This window comes from Synechococcus sp. Cruz-7E5 (assembly GCF_024345995.1).
In the GTDB taxonomy this organism is placed as follows: Bacteria; Cyanobacteriota; Cyanobacteriia; order PCC-6307; family Cyanobiaceae; genus Regnicoccus_A.
Window position 1 is genome coordinate 411,767 of record NZ_JAGQCE010000001.1, and the last position, 22,189, is coordinate 433,955.

24 protein-coding genes are annotated in these 22,189 nt (G+C 64.4%); 17 read left to right on the top strand and 7 right to left on the bottom strand.

Features of this window, described 5'->3' with window-relative positions:
- The first annotated feature begins 24 nt into the window (after positions 1–24).
- From htpG to KBY77_RS02010, 4 genes are all read left to right on the top strand, one after another.
- Positions 25–1,920 carry a molecular chaperone HtpG gene (gene htpG / locus KBY77_RS01995; RefSeq protein ID WP_255101922.1) on the top strand — a complete coding sequence of 632 codons (1,896 nt, stop codon included), beginning with the start codon at positions 25–27 and terminating at the stop codon, positions 1,918–1,920.
- Positions 1,921–2,018: 98 nt separating this feature from the next.
- Positions 2,019–2,255, top strand: a complete 237-nt coding sequence (gene rpmB, locus KBY77_RS02000) for a 50S ribosomal protein L28 (RefSeq protein WP_094553967.1) — start codon at positions 2,019–2,021, stop codon at positions 2,253–2,255.
- 92 nt (positions 2,256–2,347) lie between these two features.
- Entirely contained in the window at positions 2,348–2,857 is a 510-nt protein-coding gene (locus tag KBY77_RS02005) for a peroxiredoxin (RefSeq protein WP_399212016.1), read from the top strand.
- Between the two features lie 111 nt (positions 2,858–2,968).
- Complete coding sequence (locus tag KBY77_RS02010; RefSeq protein ID WP_255101924.1) at positions 2,969–3,787, top strand: mechanosensitive ion channel family protein; 819 nt, start codon at positions 2,969–2,971, stop codon at positions 3,785–3,787.
- Between the two features lie 7 nt (positions 3,788–3,794).
- Here the strand turns inward: KBY77_RS02010 and csaB are convergent, their stop codons facing one another.
- Positions 3,795–4,868, bottom strand: coding sequence for a polysaccharide pyruvyl transferase CsaB (csaB, locus tag KBY77_RS02015; protein ID WP_255101925.1), 1,074 nt, complete (start codon positions 4,866–4,868; stop codon positions 3,795–3,797).
- A gap of 127 nt (positions 4,869–4,995) precedes the next feature.
- Between csaB and KBY77_RS02020 the strand changes: the two genes are divergently transcribed.
- Positions 4,996–5,139, top strand: a complete 144-nt coding sequence (locus tag KBY77_RS02020; RefSeq protein ID WP_006171518.1) for a chlorophyll a/b-binding protein — start codon at positions 4,996–4,998, stop codon at positions 5,137–5,139.
- 21 nt (positions 5,140–5,160) lie between these two features.
- Here the strand turns inward: KBY77_RS02020 and KBY77_RS02025 are convergent, their stop codons facing one another.
- A complete protein-coding gene (locus KBY77_RS02025; RefSeq protein WP_255101926.1) occupies positions 5,161–5,766 on the bottom strand; it encodes a hypothetical protein in 606 nt (201 codons plus the stop codon).
- 111 nt (positions 5,767–5,877) lie between these two features.
- On the opposite strand from KBY77_RS02025, the gene KBY77_RS02030 reads away from it, so the two are divergent.
- The 3 genes from KBY77_RS02030 to psaK all read left to right on the top strand — a co-directional run bounded on the left by KBY77_RS02030 (position 5,878) and on the right by psaK (position 6,847).
- Positions 5,878–6,177: a DUF2499 domain-containing protein gene (locus tag KBY77_RS02030; protein ID WP_255101927.1), complete on the top strand. Its 300-nt coding sequence runs from the start codon at positions 5,878–5,880 to the stop codon at positions 6,175–6,177.
- Positions 6,174–6,494 (top strand): DUF3593 domain-containing protein, encoded by a 321-nt coding sequence (locus tag KBY77_RS02035; RefSeq protein WP_255101928.1) that lies wholly within the window; start codon positions 6,174–6,176, stop codon positions 6,492–6,494. The genes KBY77_RS02030 and KBY77_RS02035 overlap by 4 nt, the downstream gene beginning before the upstream one ends.
- Before the next feature lie 95 nt (positions 6,495–6,589).
- On the top strand, positions 6,590–6,847 hold the full coding sequence (gene psaK, locus KBY77_RS02040; protein WP_094553974.1) for a photosystem I reaction center subunit PsaK: 258 nt from the start codon (positions 6,590–6,592) through the stop codon (positions 6,845–6,847).
- Positions 6,848–6,997: 150 nt separating this feature from the next.
- Here the strand turns inward: psaK and dxs are convergent, their stop codons facing one another.
- Positions 6,998–8,911, bottom strand: coding sequence for a 1-deoxy-D-xylulose-5-phosphate synthase (gene dxs, locus KBY77_RS02045; protein ID WP_255101929.1), 1,914 nt, complete (start codon positions 8,909–8,911; stop codon positions 6,998–7,000).
- A 107-nt stretch (positions 8,912–9,018) separates the two neighbouring features.
- On the opposite strand from dxs, the gene ilvA reads away from it, so the two are divergent.
- Genes ilvA through KBY77_RS02060 form a run of 3 tightly spaced genes read left to right on the top strand, consistent with a single transcriptional unit; the run spans position 9,019 to position 11,500 of the window.
- Positions 9,019–10,581, top strand: coding sequence for a threonine ammonia-lyase, biosynthetic (gene ilvA, locus KBY77_RS02050; RefSeq protein ID WP_255101930.1), 1,563 nt, complete (start codon positions 9,019–9,021; stop codon positions 10,579–10,581).
- Between the two features lie 54 nt (positions 10,582–10,635).
- The gene (scpB, locus tag KBY77_RS02055; RefSeq protein WP_255101931.1) at positions 10,636–11,178 is read left to right on the top strand and encodes an SMC-Scp complex subunit ScpB; all 543 of its coding nucleotides are present in this window, start codon (positions 10,636–10,638) and stop codon (positions 11,176–11,178) included.
- Positions 11,179–11,209: 31 nt separating this feature from the next.
- Positions 11,210–11,500: a YggT family protein gene (locus tag KBY77_RS02060; protein WP_255092906.1), complete on the top strand. Its 291-nt coding sequence runs from the start codon at positions 11,210–11,212 to the stop codon at positions 11,498–11,500.
- A gap of 21 nt (positions 11,501–11,521) precedes the next feature.
- Here the strand turns inward: KBY77_RS02060 and KBY77_RS02065 are convergent, their stop codons facing one another.
- Positions 11,522–12,022, bottom strand: coding sequence for a hypothetical protein (locus KBY77_RS02065; protein ID WP_255101932.1), 501 nt, complete (start codon positions 12,020–12,022; stop codon positions 11,522–11,524).
- 116 nt (positions 12,023–12,138) lie between these two features.
- Positions 12,139–12,468, bottom strand: coding sequence for a nucleoside triphosphate pyrophosphohydrolase family protein (locus KBY77_RS02070; RefSeq protein WP_255101933.1), 330 nt, complete (start codon positions 12,466–12,468; stop codon positions 12,139–12,141).
- A gap of 74 nt (positions 12,469–12,542) precedes the next feature.
- Here KBY77_RS02070 and pyk point away from each other — a divergent pair, with 74 nt between their 5' ends.
- The 5 genes from pyk (at position 12,543) to KBY77_RS02095 (ending at position 18,420) form a co-directional block, all read left to right on the top strand.
- Positions 12,543–14,330, top strand: a complete 1,788-nt coding sequence (gene pyk / locus KBY77_RS02075; protein ID WP_255101934.1) for a pyruvate kinase — start codon at positions 12,543–12,545, stop codon at positions 14,328–14,330.
- 61 nt (positions 14,331–14,391) lie between these two features.
- Complete coding sequence (locus KBY77_RS02080; RefSeq protein ID WP_255102062.1) at positions 14,392–15,621, top strand: ABC transporter permease; 1,230 nt, start codon at positions 14,392–14,394, stop codon at positions 15,619–15,621.
- Between the two features lie 134 nt (positions 15,622–15,755).
- Positions 15,756–16,028, top strand: a complete 273-nt coding sequence (locus KBY77_RS02085) for a DUF1830 domain-containing protein (protein WP_255101935.1) — start codon at positions 15,756–15,758, stop codon at positions 16,026–16,028.
- Positions 16,029–16,150: 122 nt separating this feature from the next.
- On the top strand, positions 16,151–18,076 hold the full coding sequence (ftsH, locus tag KBY77_RS02090; protein WP_255092811.1) for an ATP-dependent zinc metalloprotease FtsH: 1,926 nt from the start codon (positions 16,151–16,153) through the stop codon (positions 18,074–18,076).
- 107 nt (positions 18,077–18,183) lie between these two features.
- Positions 18,184–18,420 (top strand): hypothetical protein, encoded by a 237-nt coding sequence (locus KBY77_RS02095; protein WP_315856451.1) that lies wholly within the window; start codon positions 18,184–18,186, stop codon positions 18,418–18,420.
- 222 nt (positions 18,421–18,642) lie between these two features.
- Here the strand turns inward: KBY77_RS02095 and clpP are convergent, their stop codons facing one another.
- On the bottom strand, positions 18,643–19,233 hold the full coding sequence (gene clpP, locus KBY77_RS02100) for an ATP-dependent Clp endopeptidase proteolytic subunit ClpP (protein WP_094553983.1): 591 nt from the start codon (positions 19,231–19,233) through the stop codon (positions 18,643–18,645).
- Between the two features lie 107 nt (positions 19,234–19,340).
- On the opposite strand from clpP, the gene psb29 reads away from it, so the two are divergent.
- The gene (gene psb29 / locus KBY77_RS02105) at positions 19,341–20,114 is read left to right on the top strand and encodes a photosystem II biogenesis protein Psp29 (RefSeq protein ID WP_255102064.1); all 774 of its coding nucleotides are present in this window, start codon (positions 19,341–19,343) and stop codon (positions 20,112–20,114) included.
- A 71-nt stretch (positions 20,115–20,185) separates the two neighbouring features.
- Here psb29 and KBY77_RS02110 read toward each other — a convergent pair whose 3' ends face one another.
- Complete coding sequence (locus tag KBY77_RS02110; protein ID WP_255101936.1) at positions 20,186–21,736, bottom strand: hypothetical protein; 1,551 nt, start codon at positions 21,734–21,736, stop codon at positions 20,186–20,188.
- Between the last annotated feature and the right edge of the window lie 453 nt (positions 21,737–22,189).

The window sequence follows — 22,189 nt, forward strand, 5'->3', positions numbered from 1 at the left end:
AGATCTCTACAAGCTGACGGAATCATGGCGGTGCTGGAACAGGGTCAGATTCAGATCCACACCGAGAACATCTTCCCGATCATCAAGAAGGCCGTCTATTCAGGCCATGAGGTGTTCCTCAGGGAGCTGGTCAGTAATGCGGTGGATGCCATCAGCAAACGCCGCATGGCCGCCATGGCGGGCGACTGCGACGAAGGATCCGAAGGACTGGTGAGCATCAGGATTGACCGTGAGGCGAAAACACTCACCATCAGCGATAACGGCATCGGCATGAGTGCCGATGAGGTGAAGCGCTATATCAACCAGGTGGCCTTTTCCAGCGCTGAAGACTTTCTGGAGAAGTACAAGCGCGAAGACGATGCGATCATCGGCCATTTCGGCCTCGGCTTCTACTCCAGTTTCATGGTGGCCGAGCGGGTCGAGCTGATCAGCCTCAGTGCCAGCCCAGGGGCAGAAGCGGTGCGCTGGAGCTGTGATGGCTCGCCCAACTTCAGTCTTGAATCCGGTGAACGCGCCGAACCCGGTACCGATGTGATCCTCCATCTGCAGGAGGAGGAGCTGGAGTACATCGAGCCGGCCCGCATTCGCTCCCTGATCACCACCTACTGCGACTTCCTGCCGGTGGCCGTGAAGCTGGAGGGCGAAACGGTGAACAAGCGCGAGGCGCCCTGGCGCAAAAACCCGCGGGAGCTGAGTGACGACGATTACATCGCCCTCTACCGCTATCTCTACCCGTTCCAGGGCGATCCCCTCCTCTGGGTGCACCTGAACACCGACTATCCCTACACCCTGCAGGGCATCCTCTATTTCCCAAGACTCACTGGTCGGGCCGACTGGGAGAAAGGCGAGATCCGTCTCTACAGCAACCAGGTCTTCGTGAGCGACTCGATCAAGGAGGTGGTGCCCCGCTATCTGCTGCCTCTGCGCGGGGTGATCGACTCCCCCGACATCCCCCTCAACGTGAGCCGCAGCGCGCTGCAGACGGATCGGCGTGTGCGCTCGATCGGTGGCTTCGTGGCCAAGAAGGTGGGGGACCGGCTGAAGGAGCTGCACCGCGATGAGCCCGCCCGCTATGCCGAGATCTGGGAGGGAATTGCCCCATTCATCAAGATCGGCGCCATGGAGGACGAGAAGTTCGCCGATCAGGTGGCCGAGCTGATCCTGTTCGGCACCACCGCCGCCGCCGCGGAGGCTGACCCCATCGCCGCTGGAGACAAGGCCTACACCACCCTCAGCGGCTACCGCAGCCGTCTCGGTGAGGCTGATCAGAAGCGCATCCTCTACTGCACCGATGAAGCGTCCCAGGCCGGCCCCCTGGCGCTGTGGCAAGGAGAGGGGGCGGAAGTGCTCCTGGCCGACACCCTGATCGATGCCCAGTTCATCCCCTGGCTGGAGGCCCGCCACGGGGAGCTCAGCTTCCGCAGGGTCGACGCCGAACTGGATGACAGCCTGCGCGAGCAGGAGAGCGAGTTGGTGGATGCCGAAGGCAAGGACAGCTCCGAGCAGCTGCGGGAGCTGTTCAAGACCGCCCTAGGCGATGAACGCATCACCATCCAGGTGCAGGCCCTGAAAGGGGAGAACGCTCCTGCGGCCCTGATCCTGTTGCCCGAGCAGATGCGGCGCCTCAACGATATGGGAGCCCTGATGGAGCAGCGATTGCCGGGGCTCCCCGACCATCACGTGCTGCTGGTGAACCGCCGGCATCCGCTGGTGGAGGGGCTGCTCAAGCTCGCGGCCGGCTCGGTGATCACCGCCGCAGGTGGGGCGTCACCCAGTCAGCAGCTGGCCAGCGATCTCAGCCGCCATCTCCACGACATGGCTCGTCTCGCCGTGGGGGGACTGGAGCCCAACCAGCTGGCAGGCTTCCAGCAGCGCAGTGCCGAACTGATGGGCCGCCTGATGGAGCGGGGCCTCGGCTGATTCGGCGCGATGTCGGGCCACCCCATTTGTTAAGGTGGCCCCTTGGCAATATCCAGTTTCACTGGAGCCTGCCAGTCCCTTGCGTATCGGTTGCCTTCATGTCACGGGTTTGTCAGCTCACCGGCAAGCGCGCCAACAACGGCATGGCTGTCAGCCATTCCCACGTGCGCACCAAGAAACTCCAACAGGTGAACCTGCAGGAACGCCGGCTCTGGTGGGCGGAGGGCAACCGCTGGGTGAAGCTGAGGGTCGCCACCAGCACCCTGCGCACGATCCAGAAAAAAGGTCTTGGCGCCTATGCCCGCGAACTGGGCATCAACCTGGCCAAGATCTGATTCTCCTCTGAAGTCCGCACCCCGTGAACCGCCGCCAACTCCTGGAAGGAGCGCTAGTTCACGCCGGTGCGGTCCTTTTGGTTCCTGGCCTGGTGGCTCCCCTGCTCGGCTGGCCCCTCAAAGCCGGCGCGCTGGGTGGAATACTGCCGCCCCTTGATCGGCCTGCGCCCGATTTTTGCCTGCCTGGATTCGGCCCTGATCTCGACCCATCCGGCAGCCTTTCTCTCAGCGACCTGAAGGGCAGATGGCTTGCGCTTTACTTCTATCCCAAGGATTTCACCGGCGGCTGCACCCTTGAAGCGCGCGGTTTTCAGCGTGATCTGGAGCAGTTCCATCGGCTTGGTGCCCAGGTTGTTGGTGTCAGCGCTGATGACGTTGCTGACCATGCCTCTTTCTGTGACAGCGAAGGGTTGGTTTTCCCCCTGCTCTCCGACCCCGGCGGGGCAGTCAGCCAGCGCTACGGATCCTGGATCGCCCCCTTCTCACAGCGGCACACCTTTCTGATCGACCCGAAGGGGGTGCTCAGGGCCCGCTGGGTTGCGGTCCGCCCCCAGGGCCACAGCCGGGAGGTGCTCGATGAACTCTCCCGTCTCCAGGCCTGATCGGCTTCTGAGGGGAGCAGGGCAGGGCAGCCAATGTTTCCAATTGCCAACAGCGTTGTTGACGTAACAGACGTTCAACGTTGAGGGTGAACCCATCTTTCTCTGAGTTCCGTGCCGGATATCACTGCTCTGATCGCTACAACGGTCGTTCCATTCCTGTTCAAGTTGGTGGGGGCGGTAGCCCTCTGGATCGTTGGTGGCTGGTTGATCCAGTTCGCCATGAAGCTGACCCGGGGGGCACTGCGTACCAGCAGCCTCGATGCCACGGTGATCTCCTACCTGCTGAACATCCTCGGCGCCGTGCTGAGGGTGATCCTGGTGGTGGCCATCCTCGGCTTCTTCGGGATTGAAACAGCCAGTTTCGCCGCTCTGCTGGCCGGCGCCGGCGTGGCGATCGGGGCGGCCTGGAGCGGCATGCTCGGCAACTTCGCAGCCGGGGTTTTCCTGCAGGTGTTCCGTCCGTTCAGCGTCGGCGATTTCATCACGGCTGCAGGCGTCACCGGCACTGTGGAAGAGATCGGCATGTTCGTGACCTCCATGCTGGCTCCCGACAACGTGCGCAACATCGTGCCCAACGGCAAGCTGTTCGGCGACACCATCCAGAACTATTCCGTGCATGACTTCCGCCGGGTGGAACTGGTGGCCCAGCTCGACAACAGCGCCGATGTGGCCAAGGCAATCAGCCTGCTCAAAGCAGGGCTGGCCACGGTACCCAATCAGTTCAAAGGCATGCCTGGCGATGTGGAAGTGCTGGAGTTCAGCGAGCGCGGTCCGAAGCTGGCCGTCCGGCCCTACACCCACACCTCCAACTACTGGCAGGTCTATTTCGACACCAACCGCATGATCGTCGACGTGCTTGGGGCCAACGGCTTCCCAGTGCCGCGCATTCCGGTGGCGATGGCCTCAGCTGCTGCCGGTGCTCTGAACTGAAGCGAGTTCAGCGGCCCAGCCAGCGCCTCAGCAACTCGCCGTGGACGGCCGTGTCCCGGCGCAGTCCCTCCACCTTCTGCGGCTGGGGGGGCTGATCCAGCTGCTGAAGCCAGTCCCGCTCAAGGTTGCGGGAATCCTGGTGCTCGTCCAGATCGACACAGGAGCAATCCAGGGAGTCAGCGGCGGCGCGCACCTTGGGGTCGTAGCTGAGGGCTGTCAGGGGTGCACCGGCCAGTGCCGCCACGATCAGCCCGTGCAGCCGCATCGAGAGCACCAGTGCGGAGCCGCAGAAGATCTCCATCGCCTCCTCGGGCGTGGCAACGAGCTCTTCCCGGCTGCGTCGGTAGAGCCGCTGGGGGACAAGCCCCTGGTCCTGCAATGCGGCGAGCAGGCCCCGGTCCTGATCCCGGTGAAACGGCAGCCAGATCACCTCCCGATCCGCAGCGGACGCCACAGCGTCGAGGGCCTCCAGCAGGGGCTTCCAGCGCGCGCCCTCCAACAGCTGGGTGGGCCGCCAGCAGAGCACCAGGGGGCCACCTTGACCATGCCAGGGCCTTGTCGCCAACGACCAGACTGGATCACTGCCAAGCTGGCCTGGCCTTCCCCAGGCAGCGGCCAGGCCCGCTGATCCCGGATCCCGCCAACTGCTGGCCTGCACCAGGGTCAGCAGTCGCCGGACCAGCAGGCGGCTGCGGCGCCGGCGCAAAGGCCCCAGTCCCTGACCCCAGAGCAACACAGGCTTTCCCTGCAGTCGTGCCGAGATGATCAGGGCGGCGTAATAGAGGAGGCTGCGGAAGCTGGTGGCGTCCTGAAGCAGACTGCCGCCCCCCAGCACAAGGGCATCACATCGGTCGAGAGCACGGCGCACCGTCGCGAAATCCCTCCGCGCACAGGTGCGTACCCCCAGGCGCTGTTCCACCTCCCCCTGATCGAAGGCGGTCACGAGCGGATCACAGCCCTCGGGCAACTGAGCCAGCAGGGCGCTGAGCAGGGCATCGTCGCCCAGGTTGTGCTCGCCGTAGTAGCCGCAGAGCAGCGGTCGAACCCTCTTGCCCTCTGGTGCCACCAACTCCCGATCCAACCTGCGGTGAGGCTACGAGAACATGGACTGGGCGCCCAGGCTTAAGGGGTGCCGAGACCAATCCCCCCAGGCAGTAGCCAGAGCGTTTACTTGCTGTTACAGTTTGCGCAACACCGCTTCACATTCGATGTCCAGCTCTGATTCCCGCTTCGGTTTCGTCTCCTTCGCCGAAACCTGGAATGGCCGCCTTGCCATGCTCGGATTCGTGATCGGCCTTGCCACAGAGCTTCTCACCGGTCAAGGCATCCTCGGCCAGATCGGCCTGGGCTGAAGCCCACTCACCGGCATCACCTCAGACCCGCCCGTTCTCACGGACGGGTTTTTTGTTGGGCTGGACCGAGCCAGCACCGGTTGCCTTGAACACCAGGCAAAGCACTGAATCACGGCTCACCCCCATCGTCCCCTGACGCACCCTGCTGCAGGCCAGATGGGAGGCCTGTGGATTGCCATAGGCGATGCGTCGGTGCTGCGCTGACCTCCACCACTCCAGGGCGACCCGCTCCGACGTCCAGTAGTCAGAACGGGCAGGACAGGCCAGCACCTCCCCCAGCAACCTCCAGCCGGCAGGAAGGATCAGTCGCTCAAACGGCGAAGGGATGCCGAGCACACCGCCATGGGAACAGCCACCAGCAGCCTCCATGGCAGTGCGCTGCTCGACGGCATAGATCTCCACAGCCCGTTGAAGCTCTGCAGGCACACTGCGATAGCTGGGGCCCACAAGGGTCCGCCGCCGAAGGCTGACAGCCTCCACCGTCTCGTGGTCGTGGGCAGCCGCCTGGCCCGATGGTCTGACGACACCCGCTTCAGCCGACACGCTCATCGATCCATGGCTCAGTGCCAGCACCCCTGAGAAGCCAGCCAGCAGGTTGAGCCTGAGGCAATGGCGGTGTGGCCCCATGGCTCAAGGACATCGATACCGAATGATGCCGCTTCGGGATACACGTCGTGACGACTCTCCGCACGAGCTCTGGGTTCCGTACATTGCGGTTCAACCTGGGTGCCGGGCGCCATGCATGCCCTTTCACTGCCCACCTGGTGGATCCATGTGGCCTCGGTGCTGGAGTGGGTCCTGGCGATGGCGGCCGTGGTCCACTGGGGTGAGCGGCGCGGCGAAACGGAATGGCGCTGGCTGGCCCTGGCCATGCTGCCGGCGCTGGTGAGCGCCATGGCCGCCTGCACCTGGCATCTGTTCGACAACCCCCGGGAGCTCCAGGGTCTTGTGGTCTTCCAGGCCGGCACCACCTTGCTGGGCAACGTGGCCCTGGCAGCGGCAGCCTGGACGCTGCTACCCGAAAGGAGCCGGTCATGAGTGTCCTGAGGGTTCTGGCGTCAGTTGATCCCGGCCCCCTGTTCGTGCTGTCGCTGCTGCCCTATCTGGCTTTCCTGCGCTGGGCAGGAGCCAGCGGGCGTTTCCCGCCCCTGGCCCTGCGCGGGTTCCAGTTCACCCTGGTGTTCGTGGCCGTCACGATCGGCGCGGCTGTGGTGGCGGAGCAGCGCTTCGGCCAGCAACTGGCCGATGTGGACCCCCTCCATGGAGGGGCAGAGGTCTTCCTGACGGTGGCCAACCTGCTGGTGCTCTGGGGCTTCAGCCCCGGCGAGAAGGAGCCATCCGGTCCGGAGCCCTGAAGCGGAAGTCTGGGCCTGAGCAGTGAACAAGTCTTAAGCGCGGGTGAACTGTCGGCGGTTCCCCCGCAGGATGGGGCGTCAGTTTTAGATCGTCCATGATCACTCCTCTTCTCGCCATGGCGCCCGCCTCGCTGACCTGGTCGCCGAAGGTGGCGTTGGTGATGATCGTCTGCAACGTGATCGCCATTGGCATCGGCAAGGCCACCATCAAGTACCCCTCCGAGGGTGCCCAGTTGCCCAACTCCCAGTTCTTCGGTGGCCTGAGCCACGCATCCCTGCTGGCCACCACCAGCCTGGGGCACATCTTCGGCATCGGCGCCATCCAGGGCCTGGCCTCCCGCGGCGTGCTCTGAAGCCCAGGCCCAAGTCTGGGTCTCGGGTCTCGGGTCTGAACTTCACAGGCCCGAGCCGAGCATCAAAGCATTCACCAGCAGAGGGCGGGCCGCACACCCGCCCTTTGTGCTGAGCTTGAATCCAGCAGCGGCCTGAGCCTGTGCCGCGATTCAGACCACAGCCGGCTGGCGTTGAATCCCAAGCAGGGGGAAGCGCTGCAGGATGCGGTCGGCCATCTGGGGCGCAGTGAGCCCAAGGGCTTTCTTGCTCTGATCCGGGCTGGCATGGTCCACCAGCTGATCGGGGATGCCGATGCGGAACACGGGCACCATCAACTCGTGGTCGTTGAGAGATTCGACCACCGCCGCTCCAAACCCTCCGGGAAGGGCGCCTTCCTCCATCGTCACCACCCGGCCGATGCGGCGGGCCAGGGGCAGGATCAGGCTTTCATCGAGGGGGCGCAGGAAGCGGGCATTCACCACCGCGGCCCTGATGCCCTGCTCCTGCAGCAGACCGGCCGTGGCCATGGCCGGCGCCACCATGGCGCCGTAGGCAACGATCAAGAGATCATCGCCATCGGCCAGCTGCTCACCGTGGCCGATCTCCAGAGGTTCCCAGCCCTCTTCCATCAAGGGCACCCCTTCGCCTTCGCCGCGAGGGAAGCGGATGGCACAGGGACCGTCGTGGCCGATCGAGGTGACCAGCATCCGCTGCAGCTCCGCTTCGTCCTTGGGGGCCATCACCGTGAAATTGGGCACAGCCCGCAGGTAACTGATGTCGTACTGGCCCTGGTGGGTGGGACCATCAGCGCCCACGATTCCGGCCCGATCGAGCACGAAGGTGACCGGCAGTTTCTGGATGCCGACGTCGTGGATGAGCTGGTCGTAAGCACGCTGGAGAAAGGTGCTGTAAATCGCCACGACCGGCTTGAGCCCAGCCGTGGCCATGCCCGCCGCCATGGTGACGGCATGTTGCTCAGCGATGCCCACATCGAAATACTGCTTGGGCAGGGCCTTCTCGAGCAGATCGAGGCCGGTGCCGGTGGCCATGGCCGCCGTGATCCCCACCACAGTGGGGTCCTGTTCACAGATGCGGACCAGGGTCTGGCCGAAGACCTTGCTGTAGCTGGGGGGTTTCGGCTTGCTGGAGGGAAAGGCCTTGCCGGTCTTGAGGTCGAAGGCCGACTGGGCGTGGTACGCCACCTGATCGGCCTCAGCGTAGGGATAGCCCTTGCCTTTGGTCGTGGCCACATGGACCAGCACCGGACCTTCGCAGCGGTGGGCGGCTGTGAAGGTGCGCACCATCTCGGCGATGTCGTGGCCGTCGATCGGACCCATGTAGGTGAAGCCCAGCTCCTCGAACACGGCGCCCACCTTTGGCACCGCCAGCCGGCGCATGCTCTCCTTGAGCCGCTCGAGCTCGGGCGGAAGCTCCCCGTGCATGAAGGGCAGGTGCTTGAAGGCTTCCTCAGCGCTGCCGGAGAGGAACTGCAGCGGCGGGCTCAGCCGCATGCGGTTCAGGTAGGTGGAGAGGGCGCCCACCGGGGGTGAGATCGACATGTCGTTGTCGTTGAGCACCACCAGCAACGGGGTTTTGGGAAGGTGCCCGGCGTGGTTGATCGCCTCGAGCGCCATGCCACCGGTGAGGGCACCATCGCCGATCACCGCAACGCATTTGAACTCCTCACCGCGGCGGTCGCGAGCCAGGGCCATGCCCAGGGCCGCCGAAATGCTGGTGGAGGCGTGACCTGCCCCGAAGTGATCGAAGCCGCACTCGCTCCGTTTGAGGTAGCCCGCCACTCCGCCCTGCTGGCGCAGTGTGTGGAACTGGTGGTAGCGCCCCGTGACCAGCTTGTGGGGGTAGGCCTGGTGGCCCACGTCCCAGACAACCCGGTCCTGGTCGAGGTCGAGGGTCTGGTAGAGGGCCAGGGTGAGTTCCACCACACCCAGCCCTGGCCCGAGATGGCCTCCGCTGGTGGACACCACCTCCAGATGCTTCTCACGAATCTGACGAGCTATGGCTTCTAGCTCGCCGATGCTGAGGCCATGCAGCTGGTTGGGATGGCTCAGCTCGCTGAGATGCATACCCTGATCAGTTCTGAGAATTCAATCTACGGCCTGCCTCAGGAGGAATGGGGGCAACGGTCACCTTTCCTGAGGCCGGCAGTTCTGCTGACCGGCAGACTGGAGCCATGGACGACATACTGCAGCGCATCCTGCGGGCAAGGGTCTACGACGTGGCGATCGAGTCGCCACTCGATCCAGCCCCCAACCTGTCGCGGCGGCTAGGCAACACCGTGCTGCTCAAGCGCGAGGACCTACAGCCGGTGTTCTCCTTCAAGCTGCGCGGGGCCTACAACCGCATGGCCCAGCTCACGCCGCTTGAACTGAAGCGTGGTGTGATCGCGGCCAGCGCCGGCAACCACGCTCAGGGAGTGGCCCTGGCTGCCGAGAGGCTGGGCTGTCACGCCGTGATCGTGATGCCGCTCACCACACCCGCCATGAAAGTGCGTGCCGTGGCCGACCGCGGTGCCGAGGTGGTCCTGCACGGAGACACCTACGACGAGGCTTGCCTGCGGGCCAGGAGCCTGGAGCAGGAGCGGGGCCTCACCTTCATCCATCCCTTCGACGATCCCGAGGTGATCGCCGGCCAGGGCACCGTTGGCCTGGAGATCATGCGCCAGTGCTCGGCTCCACCCGATGTCATCTATGTGGCGGTGGGCGGCGGCGGGCTGATCGCCGGTATCGCCGCCTTCATCAAGACCGTCTGGCCGCAGGTGGAGGTGATCGGTGTCGAGCCCGTGGATGCCGATGCCATGACCCGCTCCCTGGCGGCAGGCCGTCGGGTGAGCCTGGAGCAGGTGGGTCTGTTCGCCGATGGGGTGGCCGTTCGCCAGGTAGGGGTGCACACCTTCGCCCTGGCTCAGCGCTACGTGGATGCCATGGTCACGGTGGACACCGATGAGATCTGCGCGGCGATCAAGGACGTCTTCGAGGACACCCGCTCGATCCTCGAGCCGGCAGGCGCGCTGGCGGTGGCCGGCATGAAGGCCGATGTGCAGCGGCGAGGGCTGAAGCAGCGCACCTTGGTGGCCGTGGCCTGCGGCGCCAACATGAATTTCGATCGTCTGCGCTTCGTGGCCGAGAGAGCCGAGCTCGGGGAGGAGCGCGAAGCGATGCTGGCGGTTGAGATTCCCGAGCGCCCCGGCAGCCTGCGCGAACTCTGTGAGCTGCTGGGCTCCCGCAGCCTGACTGAATTCAGCTACCGGATGGCAGATCACCGCCTGGCCCACATTTTTCTGGGGGTGCAGATCGACGGGCACCGGGACACCAAGGCGTTGATCGGCCAGCTCAGCGCCGGCGGCTTCCCCTGCCTTGACCTCAGCAACAACGAGCTGGCCAAGCTCCACCTGCGCCACATGGTGGGAGGGCGCCTGCCTGAAGCGGCCTGCCACGGCGGCGGGGCCCCGCCGAGGGAACTGCTTTACCGCTTCGAATTTCCAGAGCGGCCGGGCGCACTGATGGCCTTCGTCAATGCCCTCCACCCCAACTGGTCGATCAGCATCTTCCATTACCGCAACCAGGGGGCCGACGTGGGCCGCATCGTGGTGGGGGTGCAGGTGGAGGAGCAGGATTCCAGCGCCTGGGAGCTCTTCCTCTCAGGCCTCGGCTACCGCCACTGGGACGAGACCCAGAATCCTGCTTACCGGTTGTTCCTCGGCCCTGCCAGCCAGCCGGTACCGGCCCTTGCCTGAGCCGCCTCGGCTGAGCTGCGGTACGGTGCGGCCAACGATGGGCCGGCTGAGAGCATGTCCAGCGCGTCTCTATCCTTGCCTGCCCGGCTTGAGGCCATCCTGTACCTCAAGGGCCGCCCACTCAACCTGGGCGAGCTCGCCGAGATCGCCTCGATCGGCCTGAGTGAGCCCATCGAACGCGACGCCGTCGAACTGGCCCTGATCACCCTGATGGCGGATTACGCCCACCGGGACACGGCCCTGGAAATCCGTCAGGAGGGTCAGCGTTTCAGCCTGCAGCTGCGCGACAGTCACGCCGATCTGGTTCAGACGCTGCTGCCGGTGGACCTCTCCACCGCCACCCTGCGAACCCTGGCGACTGTGGCACTCAAGCGGCGCATTTTGCAGTCGGATCTGGTGGAGCTGCGCGGATCGGGCGCCTACGACCACATCAAGGAACTGCTGGCCCAGGACTTCATCGAGCGACGGCGCCAGAGCGACGGCCGCTCCTTCTGGATCAGCCTCAGCGACAAGTTCCACCGCACCTTCGCCGTCACCCAGGTGACTGAGGCTGCCCCCGCCCCTGACGAAAGGGCGAAGGGCAACGAGGCTGCATAGAGTCGGTGTCGATTCGCTTCAGGCCTTGCCCATGATGATCCTGAGCCAGATCCTGGCTGTGCTGGCGCAGACTCTCAGCATCTACAGCCTGGTGCTGTTGGTGCGGGTGCTGCTGAGCTGGTTCCCCAACCTCGACTGGAGCAACCCGGTGCTGAGCACGGTGAGCTCGATCACCGACCCCTACCTGAACGCCTTTCGCGGTCTGATCCCCCCCCTTGGCGGTCTTGACCTCTCGGCAATCATCGCCTTCATTACCCTCAGCCTGGTTCAGGGACTTCTGGGCAACCTCAGCGGATCCCTGATGGGAGGTTTCGGATACTGAAGCGCTGAGACCTGCGGCCGGCTAGGGACGATCGAGCAGGGCCTGCTCGAGGGGCAGTAGCTCATCATCCACACCGGCCCGCACCCGCACAGGGGCGTTGAACCCCCTTGCCTTGGCATGGCTGACCTGAAGGGGCCCAGGGGTTCCGGCCGGCACCGCCAGGCGCAAGGCAAAGCTCGATTCTCCGGGGGGAATGTCACCGATCGAGCCCACCCGGGTCCGGTTCTGCAGCACCGGCTCACCGCTGCTGTCACTGATCACCGCGAACAGATCGGTGTCGATCACCGGCTGGGAACGGGGATTGTTCACGGTTCCGCGCAGGGCGTAGCAACTGGCCCCGCTCGGGCGCTTCAGCTCCGGCTGGGAGCCCGGGTCAGCCGTCGGGCAGGGCTCCAGGCTGATCTCAGTCACAGCCAGATCAAGTGCCCAGGCTGGCGCAGCGGGGGCCAGCAGCAGCAACAGCGCCAGCAGCAGGGCCAGCGCCTTGGGCAGGGGCGATGGACGAGGGCCAGAACGGGGCATGGGGGACCTGGGGCTCAAGGGATTCAACGGGTGGCTCTGAGTGGCCCAGGTTGGCTCTGAGCGGCTCTGGATGGCTCTGGCTGGGAAGCAGGGGGAGTCGGCCGCCGGAGCAGCCCTCAGCGGTGATCGCCGCTACCTCCAAGCGTCTGACGCCTGGCCCGTCCCGCCAGTTTGGTCAGATTGGCCTGGGCAACGTCGTCGAGTTCCAGTCCCAGTTCACTGGCCAGCTGGGCGACATACCAAAGCACGTCGCCGAGTTCCAGGGCCAGATCCTCCACCAGCTGGGGCTCGAACACCCCGCCGCGATCCCTGAGCACCTTCTTGACCTTGTCGGCCACTTCACCGGCCTCACCGCAGAGTCCGAGGGTGGGATAAATCGGATTTGCACCTACGTCGGGGTAGCGGGCTGTGCTGCGGGCCTGGAGCTGGTAGTCGTTCAGATCCATGGGTTCCGCACCATCGGCGGCAGGAGAGGGGCGGGACCGGATGGTAGTTTCCGCCTGAACCTTCGGCTCTTCCGATGGCGCAGCCCGATCTGTCGCGTCGCACCAAGATCGTGGCAACGATCGGTCCAGCCACGGAGTCCCCCCAGCGACTGCGGGACCTGATCCAGGCGGGGGCCACCACGTTCCGACTCAATTTTTCCCACGGGGACCACTCCGAACATGCCGCCCGGATCGCCACGATCCGTCAGGTGGCCCACGAGCTGGGCATCCATGTGGGCATCCTTCAGGATCTCCAGGGCCCGAAGATCCGCCTCGGCCGCTTCGAGGGTGGTCCGATCACCCTGGCCAACGGCGACCCCTTCGCCCTCACCTCCCGGCCGGTGAGCTGCGACCAGTCGATCGCCACGATCACCTACGAGCGCCTGGCCGATGAGGTGACCGCCGGCAGCCGCATCCTTCTCGACGATGGCCGTGTCGAGATGGTGGTCAAGTCGGTGGACATCCCCGAGCAGACCCTGCACTGCACCGTGGTGGTGGGCGGTGTGCTCTCCAACAACAAGGGGGTGAACTTCCCTGACGTTCAGCTCTCGATCCGTGCGCTCACCACCAAGGACCGGGAAGACCTCAGCTTCGGCCTCCAGCAGGAGGTCGACTGGGTCGCCCTGAGCTTCGTGCGCAACCCCTCCGACATGCAGGAGATCCGTGAGCTGATCAGCTCCCAGGGGTACAGCACCCCGGTGATCGCCAAGATCGAGAAGTTCGAGGCGATCGATCAGATCGACGCGATACTGCCCCTCTGCGATGGGGTGATGGTGGCCCGGGGCGACCTGGGCGTGGAGATGCCGGCTGAAGAGGTTCCGCTGCTGCAGAAGGAACTGATCCGCAAGGCCAACACCCTGGGCATCCCGATCATCACGGCCACCCAGATGCTCGACAGCATGGCCAGCTGCCCCCGCCCCACCCGGGCCGAGGTGAGCGATGTGGCCAACGCCATCCTTGATGGCACCGACGCGGTGATGCTCTCCAACGAGACCGCGGTGGGTGATTACCCGGTGGAGGCGGTGGAAACGATGGCGCGCATCGCCCGCCGGATCGAGCGCGACTACCCCCGCCGGGCCGTGGACAGCCACATGGCTTCCACCATCCCCAACGCCATCAGCCAGGCGGTGAGCACGATCGCCCGTCAGTTGCAGGCCGCCGCCATCCTTCCCCTCACCAAGAGCGGGGCCACCGCCCGCAATGTCAGCAAGTTCCGCCCCTCCACCACGATCCTGGCGATCACCAATGAGGTGAGGGTGGCCCGCCAGCTGCAGCTGGTCTGGGGGGTGAATCCCCTGCTGATCGGTGATCAGCAGTCGACCACCAGCACCTTCACCCTGGCCATGGGCGTGGCCCAGGAACGGGGGCTGCTCAAGGAGGGCGATCTCGTGGTTCAGACCGCCGGCACTCTCTCGGGCGTGAGCGGCTCCACCGATCTGGTCAAGGTGGGTATCGTCTCAGCCGTGCTGGGCCGGGGCCTGGGCATCGGCAATGGTTCGGTCAGCGGACGCGTGCGCGTGGCCACCACCGCAGATGAGGCGGCGCGGCTGGAGAGCGGCGAGATCCTGGTGGTACGCGAGACCAGTGCTGGATACCTCGATGCCATCCGCAAGGCCAAGGGCGTGATTGCTGAAGAGGCCGGCTGCGACAGCCATGCGGCCGTGATCGCCCAGCGACTGGGGGTGCCGGTGATCGTGGGGGTGGCCAATGCCACAACCGATCTGCGCCTGGGCGAATTCGTGACCCTGGAAGTGCGTGAGGGGGTGGTGCACCGCGGCGCCCGCAACCACACCCAGGCCGATCGCAGCGAAACCATCGTCTGATCAATGCCGCCAGCGGTGGCGGCTGCTGGCCATGATGCGGCTCTGAATGCTGCTCGCGGCAATGGCCTCGAAACTGCCACTGGCGGAAACCGTCGGCATGGCTCTCAACACCCTCAAAGCCAACCGGCTGCGCAGCCTGCTGACAATGCTGGGCATCGTGATCGGCAATGCCTCGGTGATCACCCTGGTGGGGGTGGGCAAGGGGGCCCAGAACCTGGCGGAAGGCCAGCTGAACACCCTTGGGGCCAACGTCCTCTTCGTGGTACCCGGCAACAACGACACCCGCCGCCAGGGGATCGAAAATCCGCGCACTTTGGTGCTGGAGGACGCTGAGGCGATCGTCGAGCAGGTGCCGAGTGTGCGTCGGGTCGCCCCCCAGATCACGATCAACGCGGTGGTTCAGTCGGGGGGCAACAGCTCCAACGCCTCGGTTTCGGGCATCACGCCGGAGTTTCTGCCGGTGCGGCGCTTCGAGATCGCCCAGGGGCGGTTCTTCAGCCAGGACGACATCAAGGGAGCGCGCAACGTGGCCGTGATCGGCCCGGATCTCAAACAGAAGCTGATGCCCTCAGGCTCCGCCATCGGCCAGACCCTGCGTATCCGCGATCAATCCTTCGAGGTGATCGGCGTAACGGCCCCCAAGGGCGCCGCATTCGGCACCAACCAGGACGAAGCTGCCTACATCCCACTCTCGACGATGGTCAGCAAGCTGAGCGGCCGTGACCCCACTTACGGCGTGGTGCTGACCTTCATCAGCGCTGAAGCCCGCGACGAGGCCAGCACCAGTGCCGCCAAGTTTCAGATCACCAACCTGCTGCGCCAGCGCCACCGCATCCTCAGAGAAGACGATTTCGCCGTGCGCTCCCAACAGGACGCCCTTTCGATCGTGGGCACGATCACCGGTGGACTGACCTTGATGCTGGGGGCAATCGGTGGGGTCTCGCTGCTGGTGGGCGGCATCGGCATCATGAACATCATGCTGGTGTCGGTGAGCGAGCGCACCCAGGAGATCGGCCTGCGCAAGGCGGTGGGTGCCCGCAGCGGCGATGTGCTGTTGCAGTTTCTGGTGGAATCCCTCGTGCTCGCCAGCCTCGGTGGCCTGATCGGCAGCGCCGTGGGCCTGGGCACGGTGGCGGCAGTGAGCCGCTTCACCCCTCTGCCCGCCGCCATCGACAGCGGCAGTGTGCTCTTCACCGTGGGGCTGTCTGGATCGATCGGCCTGTTCTTCGGGGTGGTGCCGGCTCGTCGAGCCGCCCGGCTGGATCCGATCGTGGCCCTGCGCAGCCTCTGAGGCCAGCGGCTGCAACTTCAGAGTGGCACCCCGCTCTTATCAAGAAAACCTTAAGAAAGCTGAACGGTGCTGTCCGTGACCAAAGGCCCGCGTGGATGGTGGCTTGATGGTTGAATCCCGACGAAACCCCTCCCTTGGCCCTGCTCTCCTGCGGCTATCGCAACTCCAGCGACCGTATGGTGATTCTGCGCTCCTGCGGGCCTGGAGAGTTCTACCTGGAGCGGGTGATTTTTCCGTTTGAGCTTCTCAGTTTCCAGGCCCCCAAGGGTGCTGAGCTGGAAATCTGGACCCATGGCCTGGGTGGTCCTGAACTGCTGGAAACCCTCCCAAGCGCTGAGCTTCTGATCGAGCCTGAGCTCGAGGCCAGCGAGGGCAGCGATGATCCCGCCTGGCTGAGCATCCGCTGAAGCTCTGTCACCAGAGAGCACGGCTCGGGGCAACCATGACAAGCTGAAATCAAGGGCGCGGCGGCCGGGAACCCTCGGCCGAGGTTTGCGCGCTTTACACTTGTTAAAAATCCCTCTCAGCCATGAATCAGCGCTGGCGTCTGTTCGCTCTCTGGCTGCTCCCGATCGGAGTGGCTCTTTTTCTCGGCTGGCAGGTGCTGGGGAATGGCGGCGCCAGCCGGTTCACCCCTGAAGGTCGCACCGACACGGTGGCTCCGCGCAACGCGGCAGTGGCGCGGATGAGCTATGGCCGCTTCCTCGACTACATCGAGGCCGGGCGTGTCACTGCGGTCGACATCTTCGATGGGGGTCGCAGCGCCGTGATTGAAGCTGTGGATCCCGACCTGGACAATCGCGTGCAGCGCCTGCGGGTAGACCTGCCCGGCCTGGCTCCCGAGCTGATCAACAACCTCAAGACCCAGGGCATCAGTTTCGACATCCACCCCCCTCGCAGCACCCCTCCGGCTCTGGGAATCCTTGGAAATCTGCTCTTTCCCCTGCTGCTGATCGGCTCACTGATCTTTCTGGCGCGCCGTTCCTCCTCAATGCCCGGCGGTCCTGGCCAGGCGATGCAGTTCGGCAAGACCAAGGCCCGCTTCGCCATGGAGGCAGAAACCGGTGTCATGTTCGATGACGTGGCCGGAGTGGAAGAGGCCAAGGAAGACCTGGAGGAAGTGGTCACCTTCCTGAAGCAGCCGGAGCGATTCACGTCCGTTGGCGCCAAGATCCCCAAAGGTGTGCTGTTGGTGGGCCCTCCGGGTACCGGCAAGACCCTGCTGGCAAAAGCAATCGCTGGCGAGGCCGGTGTTCCCTTCTTCTCCCTCTCCGGTTCGGAATTCGTGGAGATGTTCGTGGGCGTCGGCGCCAGCCGTGTGCGCGACCTGTTCAAACGGGCAAAGGAAAACAGCCCTTGCCTGATCTTCATCGATGAAATCGATGCGGTCGGGCGTCAGCGTGGGGCCGGCATCGGGGGGGGGAACGACGAGCGGGAGCAGACCCTCAACCAGCTGCTCACTGAGATGGACGGCTTCGAGGGCAACAGTGGCATCATCATCATCGCGGCCACCAATCGCCCCGATGTGCTCGATTCGGCCCTGATGCGTCCGGGTCGCTTCGATCGCCAGGTGAGCGTTGATGCCCCTGACATCAAAGGCCGCCTCTCGATTCTCAAGGTTCACTCCCGCAACAAGAAGCTTGCTGAGGATGTGTCCCTCGAAGCAGTCGCTCGCCGTACCCCTGGATTCACCGGGGCCGATCTGGCCAACCTGCTCAACGAAGCGGCCATCCTCACCGCCCGGCGCCGCAAGGAGGCCACCACGCTGGCTGAGATTGATGACGCCGTTGATCGCGTGATCGCCGGCATGGAGGGCAAACCCCTGACCGATGGCCGCAGCAAGCGCCTGATTGCTTACCACGAAGTTGGTCACGCCCTGGTGGGCACCTTGGTGAAGGATCACGATCCTGTCCAGAAGGTCACCCTCGTCCCCCGCGGCCAGGCCCAGGGACTGACCTGGTTCGCCCCAGATGAGGAGCAGATGCTGGTGAGCCGATCCCAGCTCAAGGCCCGCATCATGGGAGCCCTTGGCGGACGGGTTGCGGAGGACGTGGTGTTCGGGCACGCCGAGGTCACCACCGGAGCAGGTGGTGACATTCAGCAGGTGGCGAGCATGGCCCGCCAGATGGTGACCCGTTTCGGCATGAGTGATCTGGGACCGGTCTCACTGGAGGCAGGGAATCAGGAGGTGTTCCTTGGACGCGACCTGATGACCCGCAGCGACGTCTCCGATTCCATCTCCCGCCGCATTGATGAACAGATCCGCAGCATTGTCGACCTTTGCTATCGCGACACCCAGGCGTTGGTGGCCAGCCACCGTGATTGCATGGATCGCCTGGTCGAGATGCTGATCGAGAAAGAAACCCTCGATGGCGATGAATTCCGTGCCGTGGTGGCCGAGTTCACAACGATCCCTGAGAAAGACCGCTTCTCCCCCCTGCTGCCTGCCGCCTGATCCAGGCAAGCCAGAACAAGGGGGGTATGGCAGGGGCAAGTTCTTAACCGAAGCTTGTCCCGCCAGACTCAAACAGTGCTTAGCATGGATCGCCACGCGTTCCCATCTTGAGCAGCACCCGCTCTCCAATGGAGTCGTTCAGCGGCTACCACGGCGATGATTGGAGTCCGCAGCGGCTGGCATTCCACCAGAACCTTGAGCGTTTCGCCGATCGCGTTGGGCTGATCGTCGGACTTCAGAGCAACGGCAAGCTCAATCAGGATCAGGCGTACGATGAAATTCGTTCGCTCTGGAAAGAGCTTAAGGGCAGCAAGAATGGTCTTAAGATTTCCGATCAGGATTGAACATCATCTAGCCACTTCCAGCCCTAGACCGACGCTTATGCCTCGAGGACAAAAGCAAATTGCACGTTAAAATGCTATATTATAGATAAGTTTTTGGTCGTGATGATTTAAGGCTTTAACTCTTGGCAGCCTTCACTATGGTCAGTTCAGGCATGATCAGGCCGACGGATCCAGATTTAACATGCCTGATTGACTCAGGCTGACTGACTCGAACTCACGGATTCAGACTGGACGAACGGATCGCTTATCAATCACTTTGTCAATCAACCCGTAACTCACGGCCTCTGCGGGTGACATGAAGAAGTCACGATCAGTGTCGAGCTGGATGCGGTCCAGGGGTTGACCTGTTCGGTCAGCAAGTTCCCTGTTCAGCTTGTCCTTGAGGAAGAGAATCTCATCAGCCTGAATGCGTATGTCGCTGGCTTGGCCACGAGCACCGCCCAGAGGCTGGTGAATCATGATCCGAGAATGGTGCAGGCTGCTGCGCTTACCCTTGGCTCCTGCAGTGAGCAAAAATGCACCCATGCTGGCGGCAAGCCCCACACAGACGGTCTGCACGTCAGGCTTGATGTGCTGCATCGTATCGAAGATGCCAAGGCCGTCATAGACGGATCCACCAGGGGAATTGATGTAGAGAAAAATATCTTTCTCAGGATCCTCAGACTCCAGAAAAAGCAGTTGGGCAACCACTCGATTGGCCGATTCTGACGTGACGGGCTCGCCCAGAAAGATGATCCGCTCACGCAGGAGCCTGGAATAGATATCAAAGGCGCGCTCACCCCGGCCCGAATCCTCAATCACGATCGGGATCATCGGCAATGGCAGAGCAACTCCAACGATCCTACCGAGGACGGTGCACCACCCGCCCGATCGGCTCGGGGGGGTGCAGCGCTAAGGTCCAGGCATTCGAGCGGATGAGTGTGAGCGCCTGCCTCACCGTTGCTGACAGCAAGCGTGCCTTCCACGCAGCATTTCCCCATGTGATCGGTCCCCTGTACCGGCGCATGGTCGATGAGCTGCTCGTCGAGTTGCATCTGCTCAGCCGGCAGAGTGGATTCCGCAGCGACGGCCTGTTCGCGGTGGGGCTTACCCAGGTCTTTGATGGCTTCTCCAAGGGCTACCGCCCCCCGGAACAGAGTGAACCCCTGTTTGTCGCCCTCTGCGCCTCCTCGGGCTTCGATGCCCAGCAGATTCGCGCCCAACACGCCGCTGCCGTGGCGGCAGTGGGAGAGCACAGCCTGGACGAGGTGAAGCATTGGCTGGCCCAGCGGGGCAAGGGAGCTCCTGAGCCGATTGCTGGAGTGCTTGCCGGAATCGACAGGTCCGATTTCCACTACTCGCGCCTGTTCGCCGTTGGACTGCTCAGCCTGCTGCAGCGGGCCCGCGGTGCCGAATCCATGGAGCCCCAGGCTCTCAGGGAAGCCGCCCATGAGATCGGTGAATCCATGGGTCTGATGAAGGAGCGGGTCGACAAGGACCTGACCCTCTACGCAAGCAACCTCCAGAAGATGGCCCAGGCCGTCGAGCTGATGGAGGAGACCCTGGCCGCCGAACGGCGTCGAAGAGAACGTCAGGCCCAGGGGACCAAGGTCACCCCTGCAGCCAACAGCGCTGGCGAAACCGTGAGCAACACCGACAACGAAACCAACGTGATGCCCGAATCAAGCCCTCCCGCCTCGCCCCAGGGGGGCTGAGTCTGAGGGCGATTGGCGACTGGCCGATTCAATTGGCAGGTCAGCCGTTAGCTCAACGGCCGCTGGTCTTTTCAGGGCCTGACGTCTTGTGAGCCTGACTGGCTTTCTGGTGCCGCAGATGGGGCCTGAGCTGGTTTGGTCGTGGCAGCGGCTGGCGCTTTGGGAGCAGCCAGCCTCAAGGACCCCCACAGCCACGACAAACCCGCATCGCCTCCAGGGGAAGCTCCCGGCTTGGACGCTGCCGCTGGAGCCGACAGGAGCTCCAGCTGGGTGGAGCGCCGGACCACCGCCGGCAGATCCGGGGGCAGCAAGCCAAGGGCGGCGAGAGATTCTGGCCTGGCCCGCAGGCTGAGCCCACCGCCCGCCGGTGGTCTGGCCGGGGCAAAACGCTCAGCCCCGGGCAGACCTGCGCCAAGCACGAACAGCAACTCCGGGGCGCCACCAGCAGTCGGCACCACCCAGCGCCAGCCTCCCAGGGGGGTACCGTCATCGCGCAGCCAGAGGCTGCTGGCCAATTTGGCCCGACCAGCGGTGGCCGCAGCTGAATTCCCTGCTGCATTCTCTGGCCGGGAAGGAGATAGCTGGTCGCTCAGGCCCTGGCGCTCAAGAGCCTGGCCCAGGGCCGACAACCAGCGGGTCCAGCCGGAGCGCTCCTGACCCACCGCCAGCTGCAACTCCAGGGAAGCCTGAAAGGGGCCCTTGGGCTGGGGTCTGAGCCGGAGGAGGAATGGAGTGTTCTGGAGACGCTCCAGGGCAGCCTGGTCAAGGCCGTAACGATCCATCAGCGGTTGCCGGATCACGGCATTGCTGAGCAGGGCATCGAGGAGCAGGTCAAGCCGAGCCCCGGCCACCTCCAGCAACAGATCGGGCGGCAGGGGCTCACGGCGTGGGCTCGGCACCGGTGGCAGAGATGGGGCTGGAGCCACCGAATCGGGCTTGGCGCTGGCCTCCCCCTGCCAGCTGAGGCCGTCGGCCTCGGCGCTGACCGTGAGGCAGCCCTGCTGGAAGCGCTGCAGCAGCGGGGCCAGATCGCCGGAGATCTGAGCAAGGGCGAGCTTGGTCCAGACCACGGCCTGGCGGCTGCGCAGCAGATTGACGCAACGTTGCTCCAGACCACGGGGCGTACGGGCGGTACGGCGCAGTTGCTGCTGGAGCGTCTGGTACGAAAGGGGATCGGGAGCGATCACGACCAGATCGTCCACCCGCACGGCACGGCCAGGCAGGGGAGCACTGGCCTGGGGGCCGAACAAGCGGGCCGGCACCACAAGATGGGCCGAGCCTTCCCGTCCCCAGAACTGCCACCAGGTCCCCCGCTGGCGTGCCCAGAGCTGTGTGGCCGACTCAGCGCCCAGCCGTTCCTGCCAGAGCAGGGGCACCGGCCTGGCGTCCCCCGACTGAAAACTCTGAACCAGGGTGGCCATCCCCACCACCCGCTCCAGCCCCTCGGCGTTGGAGCGGGGAAAGCGGTGCAACTGGCTGGCCGGAGTCAGCACCAGCAGGGTGATCAGCGCCGAGGTGATCGGCAAGGGGCCCAGACGGGGAGCAGGCGGCAGACCCTTCCAGCGCGGCAGGGTGAGCGTCATGGTGGAGGAGGCTTCATTGCGAAAAGCGTGGTTCGTCATCGAACCGAACGGTCCTGGCGACCAACGGCTGCCTCCAGAGGCTGGCTCCTTCAAGGGCACGTCTCACCCGACTGGGCTGATGGTTCAAGACCCGGAATCCCAGCAGCAGCGGGGAGTGAGCGCTGGGCACCACTCTTTCGCTGCAGTCAACCTGGTCGCACCCACCCCGGGGGAAGCCACAAACATTTGAGTGCCCGGGGCTGCGCAGGGTCAAATTGAAGTTGGTCGCGGATCACTTGGTCTGCAGCCAGGAGCACCTGCCCCTTAGGGCTTGCCCTCACTCTGGCTCGGACTTGGATGCTGCTTGGGTCTGTTGCGAGGATGGATCCGTGGCCAATAACACGTCAACGTCGCCCAGACGACATACGAGCTGAAGACTGTCGTGGTGACTGCTTGGCCCGGCGGCGGTCGCGCCATTCAACGACGGAGAGGTAGATCACCCCGCCTGTCACG

Coding starts and splice junctions, on each gene's coding strand:
- KBY77_RS02080 (WP_255102062.1), top strand. CDS start 14,392: ATGGCCTCGAAACTGCCACTGGCGGAAACCGTCGGCATGGCTCTCAAC.
- KBY77_RS02030 (WP_255101927.1), top strand. CDS start 5,878: ATGCATGCCCTTTCACTGCCCACCTGGTGGATCCATGTGGCCTCGGTG.
- KBY77_RS02025 (WP_255101926.1), bottom strand. CDS start 5,766: ATGGGGCCACACCGCCATTGCCTCAGGCTCAACCTGCTGGCTGGCTTC.
- KBY77_RS02070 (WP_255101933.1), bottom strand. CDS start 12,468: ATGGATCTGAACGACTACCAGCTCCAGGCCCGCAGCACAGCCCGCTAC.
- dxs (WP_255101929.1), bottom strand. CDS start 8,911: ATGCATCTCAGCGAGCTGAGCCATCCCAACCAGCTGCATGGCCTCAGC.
- KBY77_RS02035 (WP_255101928.1), top strand. CDS start 6,174: ATGAGTGTCCTGAGGGTTCTGGCGTCAGTTGATCCCGGCCCCCTGTTC.
- rpmB (WP_094553967.1), top strand. CDS start 2,019: ATGTCACGGGTTTGTCAGCTCACCGGCAAGCGCGCCAACAACGGCATG.
- psaK (WP_094553974.1), top strand. CDS start 6,590: ATGATCACTCCTCTTCTCGCCATGGCGCCCGCCTCGCTGACCTGGTCG.
- ftsH (WP_255092811.1), top strand. CDS start 16,151: ATGAATCAGCGCTGGCGTCTGTTCGCTCTCTGGCTGCTCCCGATCGGA.
- pyk (WP_255101934.1), top strand. CDS start 12,543: ATGGCGCAGCCCGATCTGTCGCGTCGCACCAAGATCGTGGCAACGATC.
- KBY77_RS02060 (WP_255092906.1), top strand. CDS start 11,210: ATGATGATCCTGAGCCAGATCCTGGCTGTGCTGGCGCAGACTCTCAGC.
- KBY77_RS02065 (WP_255101932.1), bottom strand. CDS start 12,022: ATGCCCCGTTCTGGCCCTCGTCCATCGCCCCTGCCCAAGGCGCTGGCC.
- scpB (WP_255101931.1), top strand. CDS start 10,636: ATGTCCAGCGCGTCTCTATCCTTGCCTGCCCGGCTTGAGGCCATCCTG.
- htpG (WP_255101922.1), top strand. CDS start 25: ATGGCGGTGCTGGAACAGGGTCAGATTCAGATCCACACCGAGAACATC.
- KBY77_RS02110 (WP_255101936.1), bottom strand. CDS start 21,736: ATGACGAACCACGCTTTTCGCAATGAAGCCTCCTCCACCATGACGCTC.
- ilvA (WP_255101930.1), top strand. CDS start 9,019: ATGGACGACATACTGCAGCGCATCCTGCGGGCAAGGGTCTACGACGTG.
- KBY77_RS02020 (WP_006171518.1), top strand. CDS start 4,996: ATGTCCAGCTCTGATTCCCGCTTCGGTTTCGTCTCCTTCGCCGAAACC.
- clpP (WP_094553983.1), bottom strand. CDS start 19,233: ATGATCCCGATCGTGATTGAGGATTCGGGCCGGGGTGAGCGCGCCTTT.